This window comes from Sinomonas sp. P10A9, assembly GCF_041022165.1.
Taxonomy (GTDB): Bacteria; Actinomycetota; Actinomycetes; order Actinomycetales; family Micrococcaceae; genus Sinomonas; species Sinomonas puerhi.
The window spans coordinates 3,613,997-3,631,714 of record NZ_CP163302.1 but is presented as its reverse complement, the minus strand read 5'-3'; the positions used below and the strand labels follow the sequence as shown (position 1 = coordinate 3,631,714).

Genomic DNA, 17,718 nt, shown 5'->3' with positions numbered 1-17,718 from the left:
TGGTTCGAAAGAGCGGCTTCACACTCCAGTTGGCGATGAAGCACGGCTCAGGAGCTGCGGCCCGCGGTCCAGGAGCCCGGACAGGCCGAGCGCCTGGCGGGCCGGGGCGGGCGTCCGGGCGGTGATGCGCATGGCGAGGTTCCGAAGAGGCCGGACGGGCGGGGGTGCGAAGAGCATGCGGTGCATCCGGCCAGTTGCCGCGATGACGCCTTGGGCTGCTGCACGCCGGTTCGTCGCGTAGGCGTCCAGAAGGGCGCTCGCCCGCTCGCGCTCCCCGGCCTCGTCGGCCTGCAGCGATGCATCGATCGCTTCGGCGAGGTACCAGCCGTCGCGTATCCCGAGATTCATCCCCTGGCCCCCGACCGGGCTGTGGACGTGGCCCGCGTCTCCGGCGAGAAGCACACGTCCCACCCTGAACCCCTCCGCAAGATGGTGCCGGAAGTGGAACCGCGAGGCCCATTCGAGCTCGTCGACGATGATCCGGCCGGAAGATCCGCGACGCGGGAGAGGGCCGCGTGAGTCGATGAGCTCCTGGATGGCCGAGAGGTCCTCGGCCCGCTCGCCGTCGCGCACACTGGCGAGCACGCGCAGCCTCCCGTTCGGCAGGGGGATCAGCACCAGCAGTCCGCTGCCGGGGTAAGCGTTCAGGTGGACTCTGTCCACAGGACCAGAGGCGACGACGTCGGCGAGCACCATGTTGGCGTCGTCGCCCCAGGCGGCCCCCGTGTCCGGGAACGTGATGCCCGAAGCCTCCCGCACCGTGCTGTGCATGCCATCGGCCCCGACCACCGCGCGGCCCTCGAGGAACCCGCCGACGTCGAGCGCGACTGCTGCCGCGCCCTCGTCCTGATCGACGCCGGTGGCGTGGGCGGTCACGAAGCGGACGCCCAGCTCCTCGGCGCGGCGCCGGAGCGCTGCCTCGGTGCGCGCCTGATGGATGGAGGCGGCGAAGGGGTAAGGCCCCGGAAGGGTATCGAAGGGACTGTGGGTGAGCAGCCCGCGCCGGCTGTTCATGCGCATCGAACGCAGCTGCACCGCTTCACTGAGAATCGGTGCGGCGCAGCCGGCCTTCTCGAGCACGGCGAGCGTGCCGGCGTGGACCACGAGTGCCCGGGAACCCACGCTCCGGTCCTCGCCCGGATCGACGACGGTCGCCGAGCGCCCCCTGAGGGTGAGGGCCACGGCCGCGGTGAGTCCGGTCGGCCCCCCGCCCACGATCACTGCATCTGCTGAGGCGTCCACGGCGCGTCCTTCCTGATGACATTGGCTTGCGGTGGTGCCTTCACGGTAGGTTTCGTGGCTCGGCCGCCGCATCGGTGGAAGTACTCAGGGGGTACTCAGGCCGCGCACTGGACACCCGTTCTCGGCCCCGCCGATACTGTGGGAATGGACGTGGGAGCGCCGCCGGAAGCACCCGAGGTGCCGATCGTTGGGCGTCTACCTGCTCCCGCGAGCAGCTTCATTGGCCGTACTGCAGAGCTCGCCGCCGTCGCCGAAGCCCGCAGCCTCAGCCGACTCGTGACCATCACGGGTCCAGGCGGGGCGGGGAAGACGCGTCTCGCGATCGAGGCCGTGCGGTCGGACGCCGCCGCGCGGACGGTCTTCGTGGACCTCACCCGCATCACGGACGGTGGATCCGTGGGGCTCGCCGTGGCGAATGCCGCGGGGATTCGCGCCGCCCGGCGGACATCGGCGCTCGGCTCCATCCTGTGGTGGCTCGACGCCGACGGCGAGGCTCTGCTCGTCCTGGACAATGCGGAGCACGTCCTCGCCGAGACCGCGGCGCTCGTCGTGGCCCTCCTCGAGGGCGCCGCCACGTGCCGCATCCTGCTCACGAGCAGGCAGCCCCTGCGGGTCGCGGGCGAACGGGTGGTCCCTGTGGGGCCGATGCTCGATGATGAGGCCGCGAGCCTCTTCTGGGAGCGCGCCCTTGCCGTCCGCGCGGCGCTCCCCGTCACACCGGCGTCCCGCGCGGCTGCCGCCGAGCTGTGCGAACGCCTCGACCGGCTGCCCCTCGCGCTCGAACTCGCGGCCGCCCGCATGGCGGTACTCACCCCGGCCGAGATGCTCCCGATGCTCGATCGCCGCTTCGAACCGCTCGCATCCGGGCCGCCGACGGCGCCCGCACGCCACCGGAGTCTGCGCGCCTGCATCGCGTCGAGCGTTGAAGCCCTCAACGGGCGGCAGCGGGAGGTCTTCGAGGCGTGCTCGGTCTTCGCGAGCCCCTTCGACGCCCGGGCGGCGGCCGCCGTCGTCGATGCGTCGCTGACGGATCTCGAGGATCTCGTATCGCGGTCCCTGCTCCAATCAGAGACCGACCCGGAAGGCCGCACGACCTTCCGGCTCCTCGAGAGCCCTCGCGAGTTCGCGAGGGAGGGCCTCGACGCGAGCGGGATGGTCTCGGCCACGCGGCGGAGGCACCTCGCGTGGATGGTGGCCGAGTTCGGTGGGGCGCAGTACCCGACGATCGCCGAATCGTCCCGCTTCGCGACGCCAAGCTTCAGGCTGCCGGAGCTCCGTGCGGCCCTCGACTATGCGTCCGAGGCGGATCCGGCATCCGGACTTGCCCTCATGGCGTCGAGCCGTGACCTCTGGTTCCGCGTAGCGCAGGACGAGGGCCTCCTCCGTGTCCGCGCGCTTCTGGACAGGTACCCGCGCGCAGACGCCGTCCGGGGCGGCGGCCTCGTCACCGCGGCGCTCCTGCACAACGCCAACCAGCAGACTGACCTGGCCCATGCCGCGAGTCGAGAGGCGCTGACGATCTTCGAGCCGAACACGCTCGGCGCGGCCATGAGCCACTACCTAGGGGCGGTGTCATGCTTCCTGTCCGGCGACGTCCACGGAGCTATCGACTCGGGGACCGCGGCCGTCGAGGCGTTCACCGCGGTGGGCGACGATCCGGGACGGGGACGCGCGATGAGCACGCGCGGCACCGCATTTGTGATCGGCGGTCGACCCGCGGAGGCGGTGCCGGCGCTGCTCGAGGCGCTCGAGGTCTCGGAGTCGGCGGGTGATGGGTGGTCGCAGGGCCAGATCCTCACTTACCTTGGCATTGCCGAGTCAGACCTTCACCGGGATTCCTCGGCGCGGGCATACCTGGCAGGCGCGGTCGAGCACTTCTCCCGGGTCGGAGACATCTCCCTCCTCGGCATCGCCCTCGCACGGCTCGCGGCCATCGAAGTGCGGCGGAATCCACTCGGGGCCGTGCGGGCCGCTGCGTCCGCGGCCCGCCGCGAAGGTGCTGGTGGCCGGTACCACGTGATCACCCTCGGCGACATCGACGCCGTGCGCTCGGCGGCCGAGCGGGAGGCCGGTGCCGAGGCCGTGGCCGCGGCGTGGCGCGAGGGCGAACGGCTCTCGATGGCCGACGCAGCGGCCGCGCTCCGGGCGCACGACGGCGGGCGCTCGCCTTCCGCTCTCACCCCGCGCGAGCTCGAGGTCGCCGAGCTGGTCCGGCGCGGGCACACGAACGGGTCGATCGCCCGAAGGCTCGGCGTCTCCGAGCGGACGGTGGAGAACCACGTCGCGCACGCGACAGCGAAGCTCGGCGTGCGCAACCGTGCGGCCCTTGCCGCCTGGGCCGCGGAGCGGGATCACGCGACTGGCGGCTGAGCCCTTCTCGACGCAAGGCGGTGGTGAAGCAGGAGGGCGCCCAGGCCGACGGCCGTGACTGCGCCGAAGGCAATCGTGGTCGCGGAGATGCCGAAGGCGTCCGCACCCCACCCCAGCAGCGTTGCGCCGATCGGGGTCGTTCCCGCCATGAGGAGCACGAACAGGCTCATGACGCGTCCCCGCAGGCGATCCGGCACGATGGCCTGCAGTGACGAATTCGCGGTGGTCGTGTACACGGTCCCGCTGATGCCGGCGACGGCCATGAGCGCGAGACTTGCGGGATAGGACCGTGAAATGCCCAAGGCGATCAGCACGAGGGCGAGGACCGCCCCTGCGGTGACCATGCGACGTCGTCCGCCGGGCCCGAGGAGGATCAATCCGGCCCCCGCGACGAGCGAGCCTGCACCGAACGCTCCCATGAGCGCCCCGAAGCCGACCGCTCCGACGTCGAGCAGGTCTTGGGCCATGAGGGGCGCCGCGACCGGCCAGTTGAAGCCGAACGTCCCGACCACCGCGAGCGAGGCCAAGACGAAGACGACGGCGGGCGTGCGGCGCGTGTAGGTCAGGCCCTCCCGCAGGGCGTGGTGCCCCGGGCGCTGGCCCGCCGGCGCGTGGAGTTCAGCCGGACGCATGAGCAGGAGTGCGGCCAACGAGGCGGCGAAGCTTGCGGCGTTGATGAGGAAGACGCCCGCGGCGGACAGCTCTGCGAGGGCGATACCGCCGAGGGCGAACCCGATCATGCGCGTTCCGTTGAACTGGAGGCTGTTCATCGCCACCGCGTCGGGCAGGAGATCGTGGCCCGTGAGTTCGGGGAGGAACGCCTGCTGCGTCGGGTTGTTGAACGCATTGGAGAGCCCGAGGACGACGGCCAGGACAGCGAGCTCCCAGATCTGCGGGGTGCCGAGCAGGGTCAGGATGCCGAGCACGAGGGCCTGGAGCGCGGCGAGGCTCTGGGTGGCAATGAGCAGCCCGCGCTTCGGGACGCGATCTGCCACGACCCCGGCCGGAAGGGTGAACAGCATCATCGGCAGGAACTGCAGCATGGTGACGGTGCCCAAGATCCCCGGGGAGTGGCTGATCTGGAGGACGAGCCACGCCATGGCGACGGTCTGCATCCATGTTCCCGTGCCGGAGACCAGCTGGCCCGTCCAGAAGAAGGCGAAGTTGCGGACGCCGAGAACCCTCACCATGTCACGGGGGTGCCTTCGGGTTGCTCCGCCGGCCCCTGCCGGGGCGCCGCGAGGCTTGCGCCAGCCACTCATCTGGGATTCGTCCACCCTCGCGTGCTAGGACCGTTGCGAAGGATCCGCTCGTGGCCAAGGGCCCCGCGCCGGCTCCATGCTGCACATGAGCGGGACCTTGGGCTCTTCGCAGTCGGCGTCCAGCCGCGCATCCTGAAAGTGGAGGCCCGCCCGGGCGGGCGGTCCCTCCGCTGGAGGAGGTGGCGACGATGCGGTCGTTGATGTGGAAGCTCCGGATCGCCACGCTGTGGGTGTTCTACGCAGTGGGAATGGTCCTTCTGTTCATCTTGGTGCTCATGGAACCGGGGTCCGTCGACCAGCTGAGGACCGGCCGGATCGCAGAGATGGCGGTTGACAGCCCGATGACGCTGATGATGCCCGGGTTCGTGCTCATTCCATTGGCTTTGGCGTTCCTGACGTTCGTTCTCACGGACACCGTGGCCCGCTGGGTCAACGTGGTCGCGGGCGCGTTCTTCGGCGCCATGATGGTGTGGGACGTCTTCGAGCACTGGGGCGCCGCGGTCATCGCGGCTCCGGTGGTGTCTGAACTGGTGGCGCTCGCTGGGATCCTCGTCGTCGTGATGGCGCTGATGAAGCCCAAGGAGGAGCTCGCCGAGGCACGGCATACCGACAAGGCGCTCGCAGCATAGGGGCTCGGTCGGAATGAGATGACCCCAGGCCGATCTGGCCTGGGGGTCATCCCTGTTCGGGTACACGTGATGATGGTCAGGCTGGGTCGAGGGCGCCGATTGATTCTGCCGCGTCCCAGGCGAAGCTCGCGAGCCAGTGCGTGGACATGAAGTCGCCGCTGTCGAGGCCCCTGAGCCCGGCCTCGAACAGTGGTCGGACAGCCGCGGCGAGCACGGCCTCGGGCGAGCCCGCGGCGGGAGCCGGGCTGCCGCCGTCGTGCGTTCCGCCCGCTCGCCCCGATCGGAGCACAGCCACCACGCGCGCGAGCTGTCCTGAGCGGGTCAGGTTGAGGCCGTGGAGGTGGACCATGTAGCCGTCGGTCTCGTCGGTAACGCCCACGGGTGTGAGCATCCGCGAGCCAGCGGCCAGGTTGGGCAGGAACCGGTCGAGCCAGGCGGCGAACTCGGCGGGAGAGAGGACCCGGGCCATCAGGTCGGCCTCGCTCAGGCCGGCAGACAGGAAGTCCTGGCCGGAGAGCTCCCACTCGGCGGCCCAGCCGGCGTCGTCGGCGAACCAACGGCGGGCGGCGGCCTCGCAGGCGGCCGCGGCGTCGTCCCGGCCCAGCGTCCGGAACGCGTCCACGAGCCACGCGAGGCCGAACGCCGAGTTGGTGTGAAGGCCGTGCCGCACCGGGTACTCCGCCTTGTCGAGCCACGCGACCACGAGCCCCTCGACCGTGTCCACGCATCCGCCGAGGTGCACCGCCCAGCCGCGCACCTCGGCGTCGTGCGAGACGGCGCACGCGGCGGCGAGGCGCACGAGCCACGCCCACCCATACGGCCGCTCCCACGTGGGGTTCGCCGCGAGGTAGGCGGCCTCAACGGCGAGCTTCTCCTGCGTGAGGTTGGCGCCGAGCGCGGTGCGGAGCTGCTCGGCCGCCTCGGACTCGAGCTGCCCCGAGCCCAGCACGCTCACGCCGAGCCAGTGCATGTGCACCGACGAGTGCCAGTCGAACGAGGTCCCGAAGGCGGGGTGCAGCTCGCCGGGCATGGCTGTGTCCTCGGCGGATCGCCGCACGTGGTGCGCCGCGTAGGGATAGGGCCGTGCGAGGTTGTCTAGCACGACGGCGGCACAGCGGCCCGCCGCATGCGGGAAGAGGCCGTCAGGGAACGGGCCCTCGGGTAAGCGGTCCGAGGGGGACGGCGCGGTGGGCACGCCGGGGGAGTCGCCCATGGGGAGATCCTTCCGTCTAGTGGAACGCGAGGAAGTACATGAGCGCGACGTTGACCGCGAGGAGCGGCACTGCCGTGCCGATCTGGGCCGTGATCACGCCGTACTTGTTCTTCATCTCGAGCAGCGCGGACGGGACGAGGTTGAAGTTCGCCGCCATGGGCGTGCAGAGCGTGCCGCAGAAGCCCGCGAGCATGCCGATTGCGAACACGATCGCCGGGTCGCCGTGGAACTCCTGGACCAGGACCGGCCAGCCGATGGCCGCCGTCATGATCGGGAACGCCGCGAAGCCGTTGCCCATGAGGATGGTGAAGAGGAACATGCCCACGCAGTAGACGAGCACACCCGCGAAAAGCGAGCCCTTGGGCATGACGGTGGTCGCGAGCGTGCCCACCGCGGTGCCGACGCCGGCCTTCGTGAACAGGATGCCGAGGGTCGACAGCATTTGCGGCAGGAGCGCGGCCCAGCCGATCGACTCGAGGAGCCGGCGGCTCTCGATGACCGGGTTGAGTTTGTTCTTCGGCTTCAGGAGCACGACGGCGAGGACGGCCGCCACCACGGCCCCAATGGCCAGGGCCACGAGGGTCGTGTTCTTGGGATCGAGGATTGGGGTGTTGCCGATGGTCAGGGCCGGGGCCGCCAGCACGAGGACCACGGTGACCACGGGTATGGCCAGTGCGGGGATGAAGAGCCTGTTGCCGAACTTGGCTGCGTACTCGACGCGTTCGGCGGGGCTGGAGGTCTTGGCCGGGCCGTGCTTGAGGCGCCCGGTGGCGGCGATGGCGACGAGGACGAGGACTGCGACGCCCAGAATCCACGCGGGGGCCGTGCCGGCCTGGACCCAGGTGCCGAAGAAGAAGCAGAGCCCGAGAAGGCCCCAGAAGGACGAGGCTCCCCAGCGATGGGGATGGTTCTCATCCCGTGCAATGAGCGATGCCCAGCCAATGAACAGGGCTCCGATGAGCCAGTAGACGGCTTCGACGTTGATCACAGTGCGCCCTCCGCCGCTTCTGCGGCCTCGTCGGTCTTGGTGGTGTTCGCGTACTCGCGGTCCAGGGCCCGGTCGAGACGCAGGAGCCGGAAGCCGTGGATCAGGAAGGCCGCGATGGCGGTCGGGATGGCCCAGACGGCGAGCTGGAGCGGCTCGAGGTGCAGGTGATAGGTCGTGTCCACGAACGTGGTGATAAGCAGGATCGAGCCAACGGCCACGAAGACGTCCTCGCCGAAGAACACGCCCACGTTGTCCGCCGCGGCGGAGTGGCCCTTGATCTTCTCCTTGACCTTCTCGGGCACGTGGCCGTAGCGGCGCATCGCGGCGCCCTCGGCCATCGGGAAGACGAGCGGCCGGACCGTCTGGGCGTGGCCGCCGATGCTCGTGAGCCCGACGGCCGCGGTGATCTGGCGGATGGCGAGGTAGGCCAGGAGGACTCGGCCGGCGGTGAGCCTGGCGAGCTTGCCGATGAGGTTCTTGGCCTGTTCCTGGAGGCCGAAGTACTCGATGATCCCGATCACGGGCAGCACTGCCGCGAAGATCGTCACCGAGCGGCTGCTGGCGAAGCCGGAGCCGAACGCATCAAGGATCTGGATGGGATTCAGGCCACCGAGGAGGGCGGTGACGATGCCCGACACGGTGACGACGACGAGGGGGTTCAGTCGGATGGCGAAGCCAACGATGACCAGAAGTACCCCGATGAGTACAAGCATGATGATCCGTTCCGGTGTGGGACTGCACGGGTCCTGCGTAGGTCCTGCGACAGGGGGTGTAGCGTGCGCCGCGCGACGCTGTGACCTAGAGCATATCTTTTTGTTCAACAATCACGCAAGGGCTTGTTGAACAATCGTGGGGAGCGTCCCGTCCGACCTCCTCGGTTCTCGGATGTGACTCCCGAACGTGGGGAGATGACTCCGCAACGTGGGGACGTGACCCCGCAACGGAGGGAAGGCGGGGACATGGAGATGCCCGCTCGGCGCTCAGGCGGCGATGGCGGCGAGGAGCTGTTCCTCCGCGCGGTCGAGGTAGGCGGTCATGGCGCTCGCGGCCTCGGCGTTCTTCCCGGCCTCGAGGAGGCTCAGGATCTTCGCGTTCTCTTCGATGTAGGGTGCGTGGAAACGCGTGTCGTCCGCCATCGTGGCGAAGACCAGGCGCATCTCCGCGAGGACCTGCCCCATGAGGGTGTCGAGACGTTCGCTGCCCACGCGGGCTACGAGCTTGCGGTGGAATTCCTGATTGGCGTTGGCCATCCTGGGCACGTCGCCGGCGACGGCGGCCTCGCGGGCCGCGCGCACGATGTCCTTGAGGGGGTCCGCGGGCGCCGCGGGACCCCACAGGAGGGCCGCCGGCTCCACGAGGCGCCGCACGCGGTAGATCTCCCGGATGTCCTCGGAGGTCGGGTGCGAGACGAACACCCCGCGGTTGGGGATCCGCGTCACGACGCGCTCGGCGTGCAGGGTCGCGAACGCCTCGCGGAGCGTGTTCCGGGACACCCCGAGGGCCTCGCGCAGTGCCTCCTCGGCGAGCTTGGCGCCCGGCGCGAGGAGGCCGTCCGCGATCGCCTGCCGCAGCCGCTCCGCGACCCACGTGCCCGTTTCGGCGTGCTTCGTGTTCTCGGCTGCGGTGCGCAGGCTGTCCAGAACCCCCTCGGTTGTCATGGATCTACCCTATCGACGCGAAGCTTCGGCTCGGCCCAACCACCGGTTCCCCCCGCTCAACCGGCGTGGATCGTCGTCAGGACGGTGCCGGGAACGACAGCGTCGCCCGCCGCCGCGGCAGGCTCACCGACCGTGCCGGGCCGGTGCGCAGCCACCGTGGTCTCCATCTTCATGGCCTCAAGCACCACGATGCCCTCGCCCGCGGCCACCGCAGTGCCGGGAGCTACGAGCCACTTGACCACGGTCCCGCCCATCTCTGCGGTGAGCTCTGCACCGGTGACGTCCTCGCGCGAGGAGGCGGCGCCGTCGTGCGCGGCGTCCGAGGCTGCGGAGCCGGACGCGGCCGAGGCGAGGCCCGCGAGCAGCGATGCCGGCAGGCCCAGCGTGATCCGCTTGCCGTCGAGATCGATCGCGAACGTGCGCCGGCCCGCGTCCTGGGTGCGGGGTGCCGTGAACTCGGGGCTGGCCGCGAGCTCGTCCATGAACTCGGACTCGATCCACGTCGTGTACACGCTGAATTCATCGGCATCGCCATCGGCGCTGAACGCCGGGGAGTCGACGACCGCCCGGTGGAACGGCAGGACCGTCGCGAGGCCGCGGATCTCGAACTCGGCCAGCGCGCGACGAGCCCGGCGCAGGGCCTGCCGGCGGTCGGCGCCCGTGACCACGAGCTTGGCCAGGAGCGAGTCGAACTGCCCCGGAATGGTCGAGCCGTCGCGGACGCCGGAATCGACGCGGATCCCCGGGCCTGTCGGGGCCGCGAACCGCTCCACGGTGCCAGGAGCGGGCAGGAAGCCGCGGCCCGGGTCCTCGGCATTGATGCGGAACTCGATCGAGTGGCCGCGCGGTTCCGGGTCCGTCAGGATGGGGAGCACACCGCCGGCGGCGATCCGCAGCTGGGCAGCCACGAGGTCGATCCCCGAGGTCTCCTCCGTGATCGGGTGCTCCACCTGGAGGCGCGTGTTGACCTCGAGGAAGCTGATGGTGCCGTGCGCGTCGAGGAGGTACTCGACGGTGCCCGCGCCCACGTACCCCGCCTCGCGGCAGATCGCCTTGGCGGATTCGTGGATGCGCGCCCGCTGCTCCGTGCTCAGGAACGGCGCGGGGGCCTCCTCGACGAGCTTCTGGTGCCGCCGTTGGAGGGAGCAGTCGCGGGTGCCGACGACGATCACGTTGCCGTGCGTGTCCGCGAGGATCTGGGCCTCGACGTGCCGCGGGCGGTCGAGGAACTTCTCCACGAAGCACTCCTCGCGCCCGAACGCGGCGCGGGACTCGCGCACGGCGGAGTCGAAGGACTCGTCGATCTCCTCCATGGTCCTGGCGACCTTGAGGCCGCGGCCGCCGCCGCCGAACGCCGCCTTGATCGCCACCGGGAGACCATGCTCCGCAACGAACTGGCGGACTTCTGCCGCATTGGCCACGGGCCCGTCGCTGCCCGGAGCGAGCGGCGCGCCCGCCCGCACGGCGACCTCGCGTGCACTCACCTTGTCCCCGAGGAGACGGATGGTCCGGGGCGACGGGCCGATCCAGGCGAGCCCGGCGTCGAGCACGGCCTGGGCGAACCGGGCGTTCTCCGACAGGAAGCCGTAGCCCGGGTGGACGGCGTCGGCGCCGGACCGCTCGGCGACCGAGAGGATCTTGGCCATGTCGAGGTACGTCTCCGCCGGCGAGGTCCCGCCCAGGGCGTACGCCTCGGTGCACGCGGTGACGTGGACGGCGTCGGCGTCCTGATCCGCGTAGACGCCGACGCTCTCGAGGCCGGCGTCGTCGCAGGCTCGGGCGATGCGGACGGCGATCTCGCCGCGGTTGGCGATGAGGACTTTACGCATGAGAGGTTCCTTCGGAGCTGGTCAGGGGGACAAAGCGCACCGTGGCGCCGGGAGGGAGTTGGGCGGCGAGGTCGAGGTCGGCGCTCACGACGACGCCGATCACCGGGTATCCGCCGGTCACCGGCGCGTCGGCGAGGAACAGCACCGGCAGGCCGTTCGCAGGGACCTGCACCGAGCCGCGTACCGTGCCCTCGCTCGTGAGCTCGCCCTCGCGGGCTCGCTCGAGGGGTGCGCCGTCGAGCCGGAGCCCGACGCGGTTCGACTGCGGCGTGACGGTCCATTCCTGCCCGAAGAACGCGCGGGCCGAGGCATCCGTGAACCAGTCCTCGCGAGGCCCGGGGAGCACACGCAGCACCGTGGCGCCGCCCATAGCCCCGCCCGGAAGCGGACGGGGGACCTCGGGGAGACCGACGACGTGCGCGCCGAGCATCGGCCGGACGCGGAGGGTCTGGCCCTCCGCGAGCGGGGCAGGGCCGATCCCGGAGAGGGAGTCGGTGCTCGCACTGCCGAGGACCAGAGGCGCGTTGATGCCGCCGCGCACCGCGACGTACGCCCTCAGCCCCTCGGTGGCGATGCCGAGGCTCAGCGTCTCGCCCGCGAGGAGCGCGAACGGCGTGTCCAACGGCGCCTCCCTCACGGTTGAGGGGTCTTTGGCGCGCGCTTGAGGGGTCTCTGGTCCGTCCGCCCCCGTGGGCGCCTCGGGCTCGACGACCGCGGCGGGGGCCGCCGTGATGCGCAGCGGAACCCGGGCGCCCGTGACCGCGAGGACCTGGTCCGACGCGGCGCGCAGCTCGAGTCCCCCGAGGAGGACCTCGAGTGCGGGGTCGCCGGGCGCGTTGCCCGCGATCCGGTTGGCCTGCCGCAGCGCGCCACGGTCGAGCGCCCCCGCCGGGCTCACGCCGAGCGCCGCGCGGCCGGGCCGCCCGAGGTCCTGGATCGTGGTCTGCATGCCGGGGCGCACGACGACGAGCCCCGCCTCTGCTGGCCGGCTCGCCTCGGCGGGCCCTCGCTCGCCAGAAGTGTTGGGCTCTGCGGGCTGCGAGGGGCCCGCACCCTGCACAAGCCCGCCGTCCGCGGCGGTGGCCGCGAGCGAAGTACTCTCCCGGACCGGGACGAACTGGACCCTGTCGCCGGGCTGGACGAGGGCGGGGTCCTCGCGCGAGAGGTCCCACATGACCGCGTCGGTGTGACCGATGAGCTGCCATCCGCCGGGCGACTCCCCCGGGTACACGGCGGAATAGGCGCCGGCGAGCGCCACCGAGCCTGCCGGTACCACCGTGCGCGGCGAGGTGCGCCGCGGGACCGAGGGCGCGGCGTCGTGCGTCAGGTAGGTGAACCCGGGCGCGAAGCCGCCGAACGCCGCGTCCCACACCGTGCCGCTGTGCGAGGCGACGAGCGCTTCGGGGGAGAGGCCTGCGAGCTGGGCGAGCTCGTCGAGGTCGGCCCCGTCGTAGACGGTCGTGATGCGCACGAGACGTCCCGGGGTGTGCGCCGCGTCCTCGAGGTGCAGTGAACGGACGTAGGCGGCGGCGCGGGCGACGGCGCTCGCGGACTCCGCGACGATCAGCACCGTGGTCGCGGCGGCCACCACGTCGACGACGTCGATGTCACCGGCGTGCTCGGCCGCGGCGAGGTGGGACGTGAGGGCGAGGACGCCGCCGAGGGTCCGCAGTTCGACGAGTACCGCGCGGTCGCCCGCGGCGCGCAGGCTGATGATCGGGTCCGCGCGCGATTCGGTCCCGGGGGTGCTGGGGGCACCGCTGAGGGCCGTCACGCGAAGCTCGCGATGTCGAATCCGGCGCCCGTGATCGAGGCCCGGATGCGGGCCGCCATGGCGACGGCGCCGGGGGTGTCGCCGTGCACGCAGATGCTGTCTGCCGTGACGGCCACGTGAGTGCCGTCGATGGCGCGGACCTTGCCGTCGAGGAGGCGCAGGACGTGCTCGACGATCTCGTCGAGGTCGTGGAGCACCGAGCCCGGCTCGCGGCGGGACACGAGCGTGCCTTCGGGAGTGTAGGCGCGGTCGGCGAAGGCCTCCACGACAGTGCGCAGGCCCGCGGCCTCGGCGGCCCGTTGGATCTCTGAGTTGGGCAGGACGAGGAGCGGCAGGTGGGGAGCGACCTCGGCGACTGCCTTCGCGACGGCCTTCGCCTGGGCCTCGTGGTGGACGATCGCGTTGTAGAGCCCGCCGTGGGGCTTGACGTAGCGGACCTCGGTGCCCGCCGCGCGGGCTAGGCCCTGCAGGGCGCCGATCTGGTAGATGACCTCGTCGGTCAGCTCGTCCGGCGCGACGTCGATGAAACGCCGTCCGAAGCCCGCGAGGTCACGGTAGGCCGGGTGCGCCCCGACGACGACGCCGGCCGAGGCCGCGGCCTCGAGCGTTGCGCGGATACCGCGGGGATCACCGGCGTGGAAGCCGCACGCGACGTTGGCGCTCGAGACGCTCTCGAAGATCGCCGCGTCGTCGCCGAACGTCCAGTTGCCGTACGACTCGCCGACGTCGCTGTTGAGGTCGATGGTGGCCATGGTAGTGATCTCCGTCTCAGGGGTGTGTTGTATCCAGCATGCATCACTTCCCCAGATTGTTCAACAATTCTCTGAGGGTCAGCTCCTGAGGGTCAGCTTCTGTGCGTCCTTCCGCGGGTTGCGCGCCGCGTCTCACGCCTCCCGGACCACGTCCTTGGGCTCCTTGTCCGGCCGCCACCCCCGCCACACCGGGTGGCGCAGCCGGCCCGCGGACGTCAGCTCGCCGTACCGCACCTCGGCGACGAGCTTCGGGGTGACCCAGTGGGCATCCCGGGTGTCCTCGCGCGGGATGTCCGCCAGGGGACTCGTCGCGCGCTCGAGGGGCCGCAGGCGTCCTGAGATCTCGGCGAGCATGCGGTCCGTGAAGCCCGAGCCGACCCGCCCCGCGTACCGCAGCACGCCGTCGTCGTCCGGGATGCCCACGAGGAGGGAGCCGAGCGTCCCCTCACGGCCGCCCTTGCCCTCCCGCCAGCCGGCGACCACCACCTCCTGGGTCTGGGTGTGCTTGATCTTGAGCCACGCGCCCGAGCGGCGGCCGGGCTCGTAGGCGGAGCCGCGCCGCTTCGCGACCACGCCCTCGAGGCCATGCTCGGCGGACGCGTCGAGGACGTGGTCGATGCTGCCGTCGAAGACGGGGGAGAGCTGCACGTTGGCCGGCAGACCGCCCGCGGCGAGCAGCTCGAGCGCGGCGCGGCGCTCGCGGAACGGGAGGCGTGTGAGGTCTCTGCCCTCGTACTCGAGGAGGTCGAACAGGATGATGCGGACCGGGACGCTGCGGCGGGCACGTTCGACGTCGGCCGGCCCGACCAGGTTCATCCGCTGCTGGAGGAGCCCGAAGTCGGGCCGGCCCCTCGCGTCCTGGGCGACGATCTCGCCGTCGAGCACCGCGGGCCCCAGCTCCGCGAGCCCCGCGAGTTCGGGGTAGGTGGCCGTCTGGTCGATCCCGTTGCGGCTCAAGAGGCGCAACGGCTCGGCCCGGGCATCCACGATCGCACGGATGCCGTCCCACTTCATCTCGAACGCCCAGTCTCCGTCCCGCACCAGCCCCTCGGTGCCGGCCTGTGCGAGCATGGGCGACGGCGGTGGCCCCCCTCGCGCGCCCGGAGCCGCGATCTCGGGCGCAGGGGCCCCGGTCTCGGCTGGGTGGTCTGGCGCACCGAGGGCCCCGCGCCGCCAGTGGCCCTTGGCCTGGTCCTTCATGAGGTGCGCGAGCCAGTTCTCCCTGCCACCGGACACACTGCCCGACCCGGTATCGGTGCGGATGAGCGCGAGCCGCACGCCCTCACCCGCCCGGCCGATCCCCTCCGCCACCGACTCGAGGCCGCCGCCGGGCAGCCCGTGCAGGATGACGATGATCTCGTCCTCGCGCCACTTCTCAACCTCATACGTGCCCGTGTCCCATACCGACATCTCGCCCGCGCCGTACTCGCCGTGCGGGATCGTGCCCGAGAACGTGAGGTATTCGAGCGGATGGTCCTCGGTATGGACGGCGAGATGGTTCCGCCCGGTTGTGGCCGGGATGCCCTTCGGGATCGCGAACGACGACAGCACACCCTCGTGCTCGAGCCGCAGGTCCCAGTGCAGCCGCCGCGCGTGGTGCTCGTGGATCACGAACGCGTCGCCGGCGCGTGGCGTAGCCGAAGATACAGCTTCGGGCGGCACGGGCTCCGGGGTCTTGGCCGCGTCGCGCTTGGCGCGGTATGCGGTCAGCCGGTCGCCGTCCCGCGTCGGGACTTGGGCGGACGACGGCGCGTGGCCCGTACCGTCGTCGTCCTCGCCGGACGAACGCGCGCCGTCGCGGGGAGCGCCCGCGGAGGCGCGCGGGCGCGGGCGAGACGACCCGACGGCGTCGTGCGTGCCGGGGAGGGTGGTCGGGTTCAGGGGTGTGGGGTGGAGCGGCGCGAAGAGGTCCCCGAACGTCGAGAGCCGCCCCGCCATCTCGGTGTAGCGCACGTGTGCCAGATCGGGCGCGCCGATCTCCTCCCACGTTCGAGGCGCGGCGACCATCGGCTGGAGGCGACCGCGGAGGGAGTACGGCGCGATGGTGGTCTTCTGGCCGCTGTTCTGGCTCCAGTCGACGAGGACGCGGCCCTCGCGGAGGGTCTTCTTCTGGTCTGCGACCACGAGGTCGGGGTGATCGGCCTCGAGGGACTTGGCCAACTCGCGCGCCACGGCGGAGACCTGCTCCCACTCCTGGCTGCCGTCGAGCCGCGCGTAGAGGTGGATGCCCTTGGACCCACTCGTGACGGGCACGGATGCGAGGCCCAGGTCATCGAAGATCGGCTTGACGAGGAGTGCGACCTCGACGCACTCCGGCAGCCCTGCGCCGGGCCCCGGGTCGAGGTCTATTACCAGGCGGTCTGGGTTGATCATCGTGTCGGTCTCGACTGCACGCCACTGCGGGACGTGGATCTCGAGTGCCGCGATCTGGGCGAGCCAGATCAACGTGGGCAGGTCGTTGACGAGGGGGTACGTGTTGGTGGAATGGCGGTGGTGGAGCGTGACGCGCTGGACCCACTCGGGAGTGGACCGCGGGTCGAGGTTCTTCTGGAAGAACACCTCGCCGGGCTCGTCTGCGGTGCCGACGCCGTGGACCCACCTCTTGCGCGTGGCCGGCCGGTCGCGGACGGCCGGAATCATCACGGGCGCCACCGTCCGGTAGTACTCGATGACATCGCCCTTCGTGGTCCCCGCAGCCGGGTACATGACCTTGTCCAGGTTGGACAGGCTGATCCTGCGGCCGTCGATCTGGACGGTCTCGCGCTGCGATGCCATGCGGTTACCCTGCCACGCAGGGCGGGAGGGTGGGAAGGGGCGCCGGGAGGGTGGGAAGGGCCGCCGGGAGGGTGGGAAAGGGACCGGCCCCGCGCAGGCAATAGACCTAGGTCTATTCCAGATCCTGGGGAGCGGACGTAGCGTCCAGTGCGGGGAGTAGCCGCGGTCTCAAAGCGTCGAAAGGCACGTCCATGTCGTTCACTGCCCTCGTCTCGTCCCTGAAGCGATCCCGCGTCCGCGCCGTCTCCGTTGGTGCCGCTGCCGTGCTGCTCGCTGCAGGGGGAGTCACGGTTGCCAATGCCGTGACCCCGGCCTCTGCCGGCGGTGTCTTCTATGCCTGCACCAACGGCGCCAACGTCCAGGCAGCCACCATTGAGCTCAACACGCAGCCCCACTGCTCGAACGCCCAAACGCTGACCCAGTGGAACGCCCAGGGCCCGGCCGGACCTGCGGGCCCCCAAGGCCCCCAGGGGATCCAAGGCCCGGCGGGTCCCGGCACGACGGCCTTCGGGACTAACACGAACACCGCTGCTGCGGGGCGCGCCATCGAGTGCTATATCGGCGAGGTGCTGCTGACGGCAGGCAGCGTGGCCCAGGGCACCCCGGCCAACGGCCAGCTCCTGTCCATCAACCAGAACGCCGCCCTGTTCTCGCTCCTGGGAACCACCTACGGCGGCAATGGGACGACGAACTTCGCGCTCCCTGACCTGCGTAGTGCGGCGCCGAACAACATGACCTATTCGATCTGCACGGTGGGCGTCTTCCCGTCCCGGAACTGACCTCCGGCATTCTCCAGCGCACGACGCCGCCCGGTCGCCTCCCGCGAGGCGACCCGGCGGCGTCGTGCTTCTGCCCTTCTCTTCGGCGTGCAGGCGAGGAGCCGGGGCTACTTCGAGAAGCCGTCCTTGATGTCCTTGACGGCGTCCTTGAGCTTTTCGCCAGCCTGCTTGAGGCCAGCCGAGGCCTGATCGGCCTGGCCCTCGGCCTCGAGGTCCGGGTTGTCGGTAGCCCGGCCGGTGGTCTCCTTGGCCTTTCCTCCGAGCTCCTCTGCCTTGTTGCTGATCTTGTCGCCGAGTCCCATGCTGCTCTCCTCCCGGCGGACGTTCCCGCCTCGAGTGGTCAGATCGCGCCCGGGCGATCGCCCGGACCGGGCGCGCTGGGTGCGCCGGTTCCTATCCTGCCCAGAGCGGCTGGGTGGGGCAACCCTCACGAGGACGCGGCGCCGG

The 17,718-nt window shown here is 71.0% G+C and carries 14 protein-coding genes; 3 read left to right on the top strand and 11 right to left on the bottom strand.

The features are described from left to right. Nucleotides 1–18: 18 nt before the first annotated feature. The gene (locus AB5L97_RS16665) at nt 19–1,242 is read right to left on the bottom strand and encodes an FAD-dependent oxidoreductase (RefSeq protein ID WP_369045491.1); all 1,224 of its coding nucleotides are present in this window, start codon (nt 1,240–1,242) and stop codon (nt 19–21) included. 144 nt (nt 1,243–1,386) lie between these two features. Here AB5L97_RS16665 and AB5L97_RS16660 point away from each other — a divergent pair, with 144 nt between their 5' ends. Continuing rightward, nucleotides 1,387–3,612: an ATP-binding protein gene (locus AB5L97_RS16660; protein WP_369045490.1), complete on the top strand. Its 2,226-nt coding sequence runs from the start codon at nt 1,387–1,389 to the stop codon at nt 3,610–3,612. On the opposite strand, the gene AB5L97_RS16655 is transcribed toward AB5L97_RS16660, so the two are convergent. Beyond that, on the bottom strand, nt 3,594–4,802 hold the full coding sequence (locus AB5L97_RS16655; RefSeq protein ID WP_369045489.1) for an MFS transporter: 1,209 nt from the start codon (nt 4,800–4,802) through the stop codon (nt 3,594–3,596). The genes AB5L97_RS16660 and AB5L97_RS16655 overlap by 19 nt on opposite strands. Before the next feature lie 260 nt (nt 4,803–5,062). Between AB5L97_RS16655 and AB5L97_RS16650 the strand changes: the two genes are divergently transcribed. Further along, nucleotides 5,063–5,503: a hypothetical protein gene (locus AB5L97_RS16650; protein ID WP_307958513.1), complete on the top strand. Its 441-nt coding sequence runs from the start codon at nt 5,063–5,065 to the stop codon at nt 5,501–5,503. Between the two features lie 76 nt (nt 5,504–5,579). Here the strand turns inward: AB5L97_RS16650 and AB5L97_RS16645 are convergent, their stop codons facing one another. The 8 genes from AB5L97_RS16645 to AB5L97_RS16610 form a co-directional block, all read right to left on the bottom strand. Then, nucleotides 5,580–6,716, bottom strand: coding sequence for a DUF2891 family protein (locus AB5L97_RS16645; RefSeq protein ID WP_369045488.1), 1,137 nt, complete (start codon nt 6,714–6,716; stop codon nt 5,580–5,582). A gap of 16 nt (nt 6,717–6,732) precedes the next feature. Then, on the bottom strand, nt 6,733–7,704 hold the full coding sequence (locus tag AB5L97_RS16640) for a DUF979 domain-containing protein (protein WP_369045487.1): 972 nt from the start codon (nt 7,702–7,704) through the stop codon (nt 6,733–6,735). Then, nucleotides 7,701–8,417 (bottom strand): DUF969 domain-containing protein, encoded by a 717-nt coding sequence (locus tag AB5L97_RS16635; RefSeq protein WP_307958510.1) that lies wholly within the window; start codon nt 8,415–8,417, stop codon nt 7,701–7,703. Before AB5L97_RS16635 ends, AB5L97_RS16640 begins: the two co-directional genes overlap by 4 nt. Before the next feature lie 267 nt (nt 8,418–8,684). Further along, nucleotides 8,685–9,362, bottom strand: a complete 678-nt coding sequence (locus tag AB5L97_RS16630; protein WP_307958509.1) for a GntR family transcriptional regulator — start codon at nt 9,360–9,362, stop codon at nt 8,685–8,687. Between the two features lie 56 nt (nt 9,363–9,418). Further along, a complete protein-coding gene (locus tag AB5L97_RS16625; protein ID WP_369045486.1) occupies nt 9,419–11,191 on the bottom strand; it encodes an acetyl/propionyl/methylcrotonyl-CoA carboxylase subunit alpha in 1,773 nt (590 codons plus the stop codon). Further along, nucleotides 11,184–12,965, bottom strand: a complete 1,782-nt coding sequence (locus AB5L97_RS16620; RefSeq protein ID WP_369045485.1) for a carboxyltransferase domain-containing protein — start codon at nt 12,963–12,965, stop codon at nt 11,184–11,186. Before AB5L97_RS16620 ends, AB5L97_RS16625 begins: the two co-directional genes overlap by 8 nt. Further along, nucleotides 12,962–13,717 (bottom strand): LamB/YcsF family protein, encoded by a 756-nt coding sequence (locus AB5L97_RS16615; protein WP_369045484.1) that lies wholly within the window; start codon nt 13,715–13,717, stop codon nt 12,962–12,964. The genes AB5L97_RS16620 and AB5L97_RS16615 overlap by 4 nt, the downstream gene beginning before the upstream one ends. Before the next feature lie 132 nt (nt 13,718–13,849). Next, nucleotides 13,850–16,492, bottom strand: a complete 2,643-nt coding sequence (locus AB5L97_RS16610) for an ATP-dependent DNA ligase (RefSeq protein ID WP_369045483.1) — start codon at nt 16,490–16,492, stop codon at nt 13,850–13,852. A 191-nt stretch (nt 16,493–16,683) separates the two neighbouring features. Between AB5L97_RS16610 and AB5L97_RS16605 the strand changes: the two genes are divergently transcribed. Continuing rightward, nucleotides 16,684–17,271, top strand: a complete 588-nt coding sequence (locus tag AB5L97_RS16605; protein WP_369045482.1) for a tail fiber protein — start codon at nt 16,684–16,686, stop codon at nt 17,269–17,271. A gap of 107 nt (nt 17,272–17,378) precedes the next feature. On the opposite strand, the gene AB5L97_RS16600 is transcribed toward AB5L97_RS16605, so the two are convergent. Further along, nucleotides 17,379–17,573, bottom strand: coding sequence for a CsbD family protein (locus AB5L97_RS16600; RefSeq protein WP_307958503.1), 195 nt, complete (start codon nt 17,571–17,573; stop codon nt 17,379–17,381). Nucleotides 17,574–17,718: the final 145 nt, after the last annotated feature.

Coding starts and splice junctions, on each gene's coding strand:
- AB5L97_RS16660 (WP_369045490.1), top strand. CDS start 1,387: ATGGACGTGGGAGCGCCGCCGGAAGCACCCGAGGTGCCGATCGTTGGG.
- AB5L97_RS16655 (WP_369045489.1), bottom strand. CDS start 4,802: ATGGTGAGGGTTCTCGGCGTCCGCAACTTCGCCTTCTTCTGGACGGGC.
- AB5L97_RS16650 (WP_307958513.1), top strand. CDS start 5,063: ATGCGGTCGTTGATGTGGAAGCTCCGGATCGCCACGCTGTGGGTGTTC.
- AB5L97_RS16645 (WP_369045488.1), bottom strand. CDS start 6,716: ATGGGCGACTCCCCCGGCGTGCCCACCGCGCCGTCCCCCTCGGACCGC.
- AB5L97_RS16635 (WP_307958510.1), bottom strand. CDS start 8,417: ATGCTTGTACTCATCGGGGTACTTCTGGTCATCGTTGGCTTCGCCATC.
- AB5L97_RS16630 (WP_307958509.1), bottom strand. CDS start 9,362: ATGACAACCGAGGGGGTTCTGGACAGCCTGCGCACCGCAGCCGAGAAC.
- AB5L97_RS16625 (WP_369045486.1), bottom strand. CDS start 11,191: ATGCGTAAAGTCCTCATCGCCAACCGCGGCGAGATCGCCGTCCGCATC.
- AB5L97_RS16615 (WP_369045484.1), bottom strand. CDS start 13,717: ATGGCCACCATCGACCTCAACAGCGACGTCGGCGAGTCGTACGGCAAC.
- AB5L97_RS16610 (WP_369045483.1), bottom strand. CDS start 16,492: ATGGCATCGCAGCGCGAGACCGTCCAGATCGACGGCCGCAGGATCAGC.
- AB5L97_RS16605 (WP_369045482.1), top strand. CDS start 16,684: ATGTCGTTCACTGCCCTCGTCTCGTCCCTGAAGCGATCCCGCGTCCGC.
- AB5L97_RS16600 (WP_307958503.1), bottom strand. CDS start 17,573: ATGGGACTCGGCGACAAGATCAGCAACAAGGCAGAGGAGCTCGGAGGA.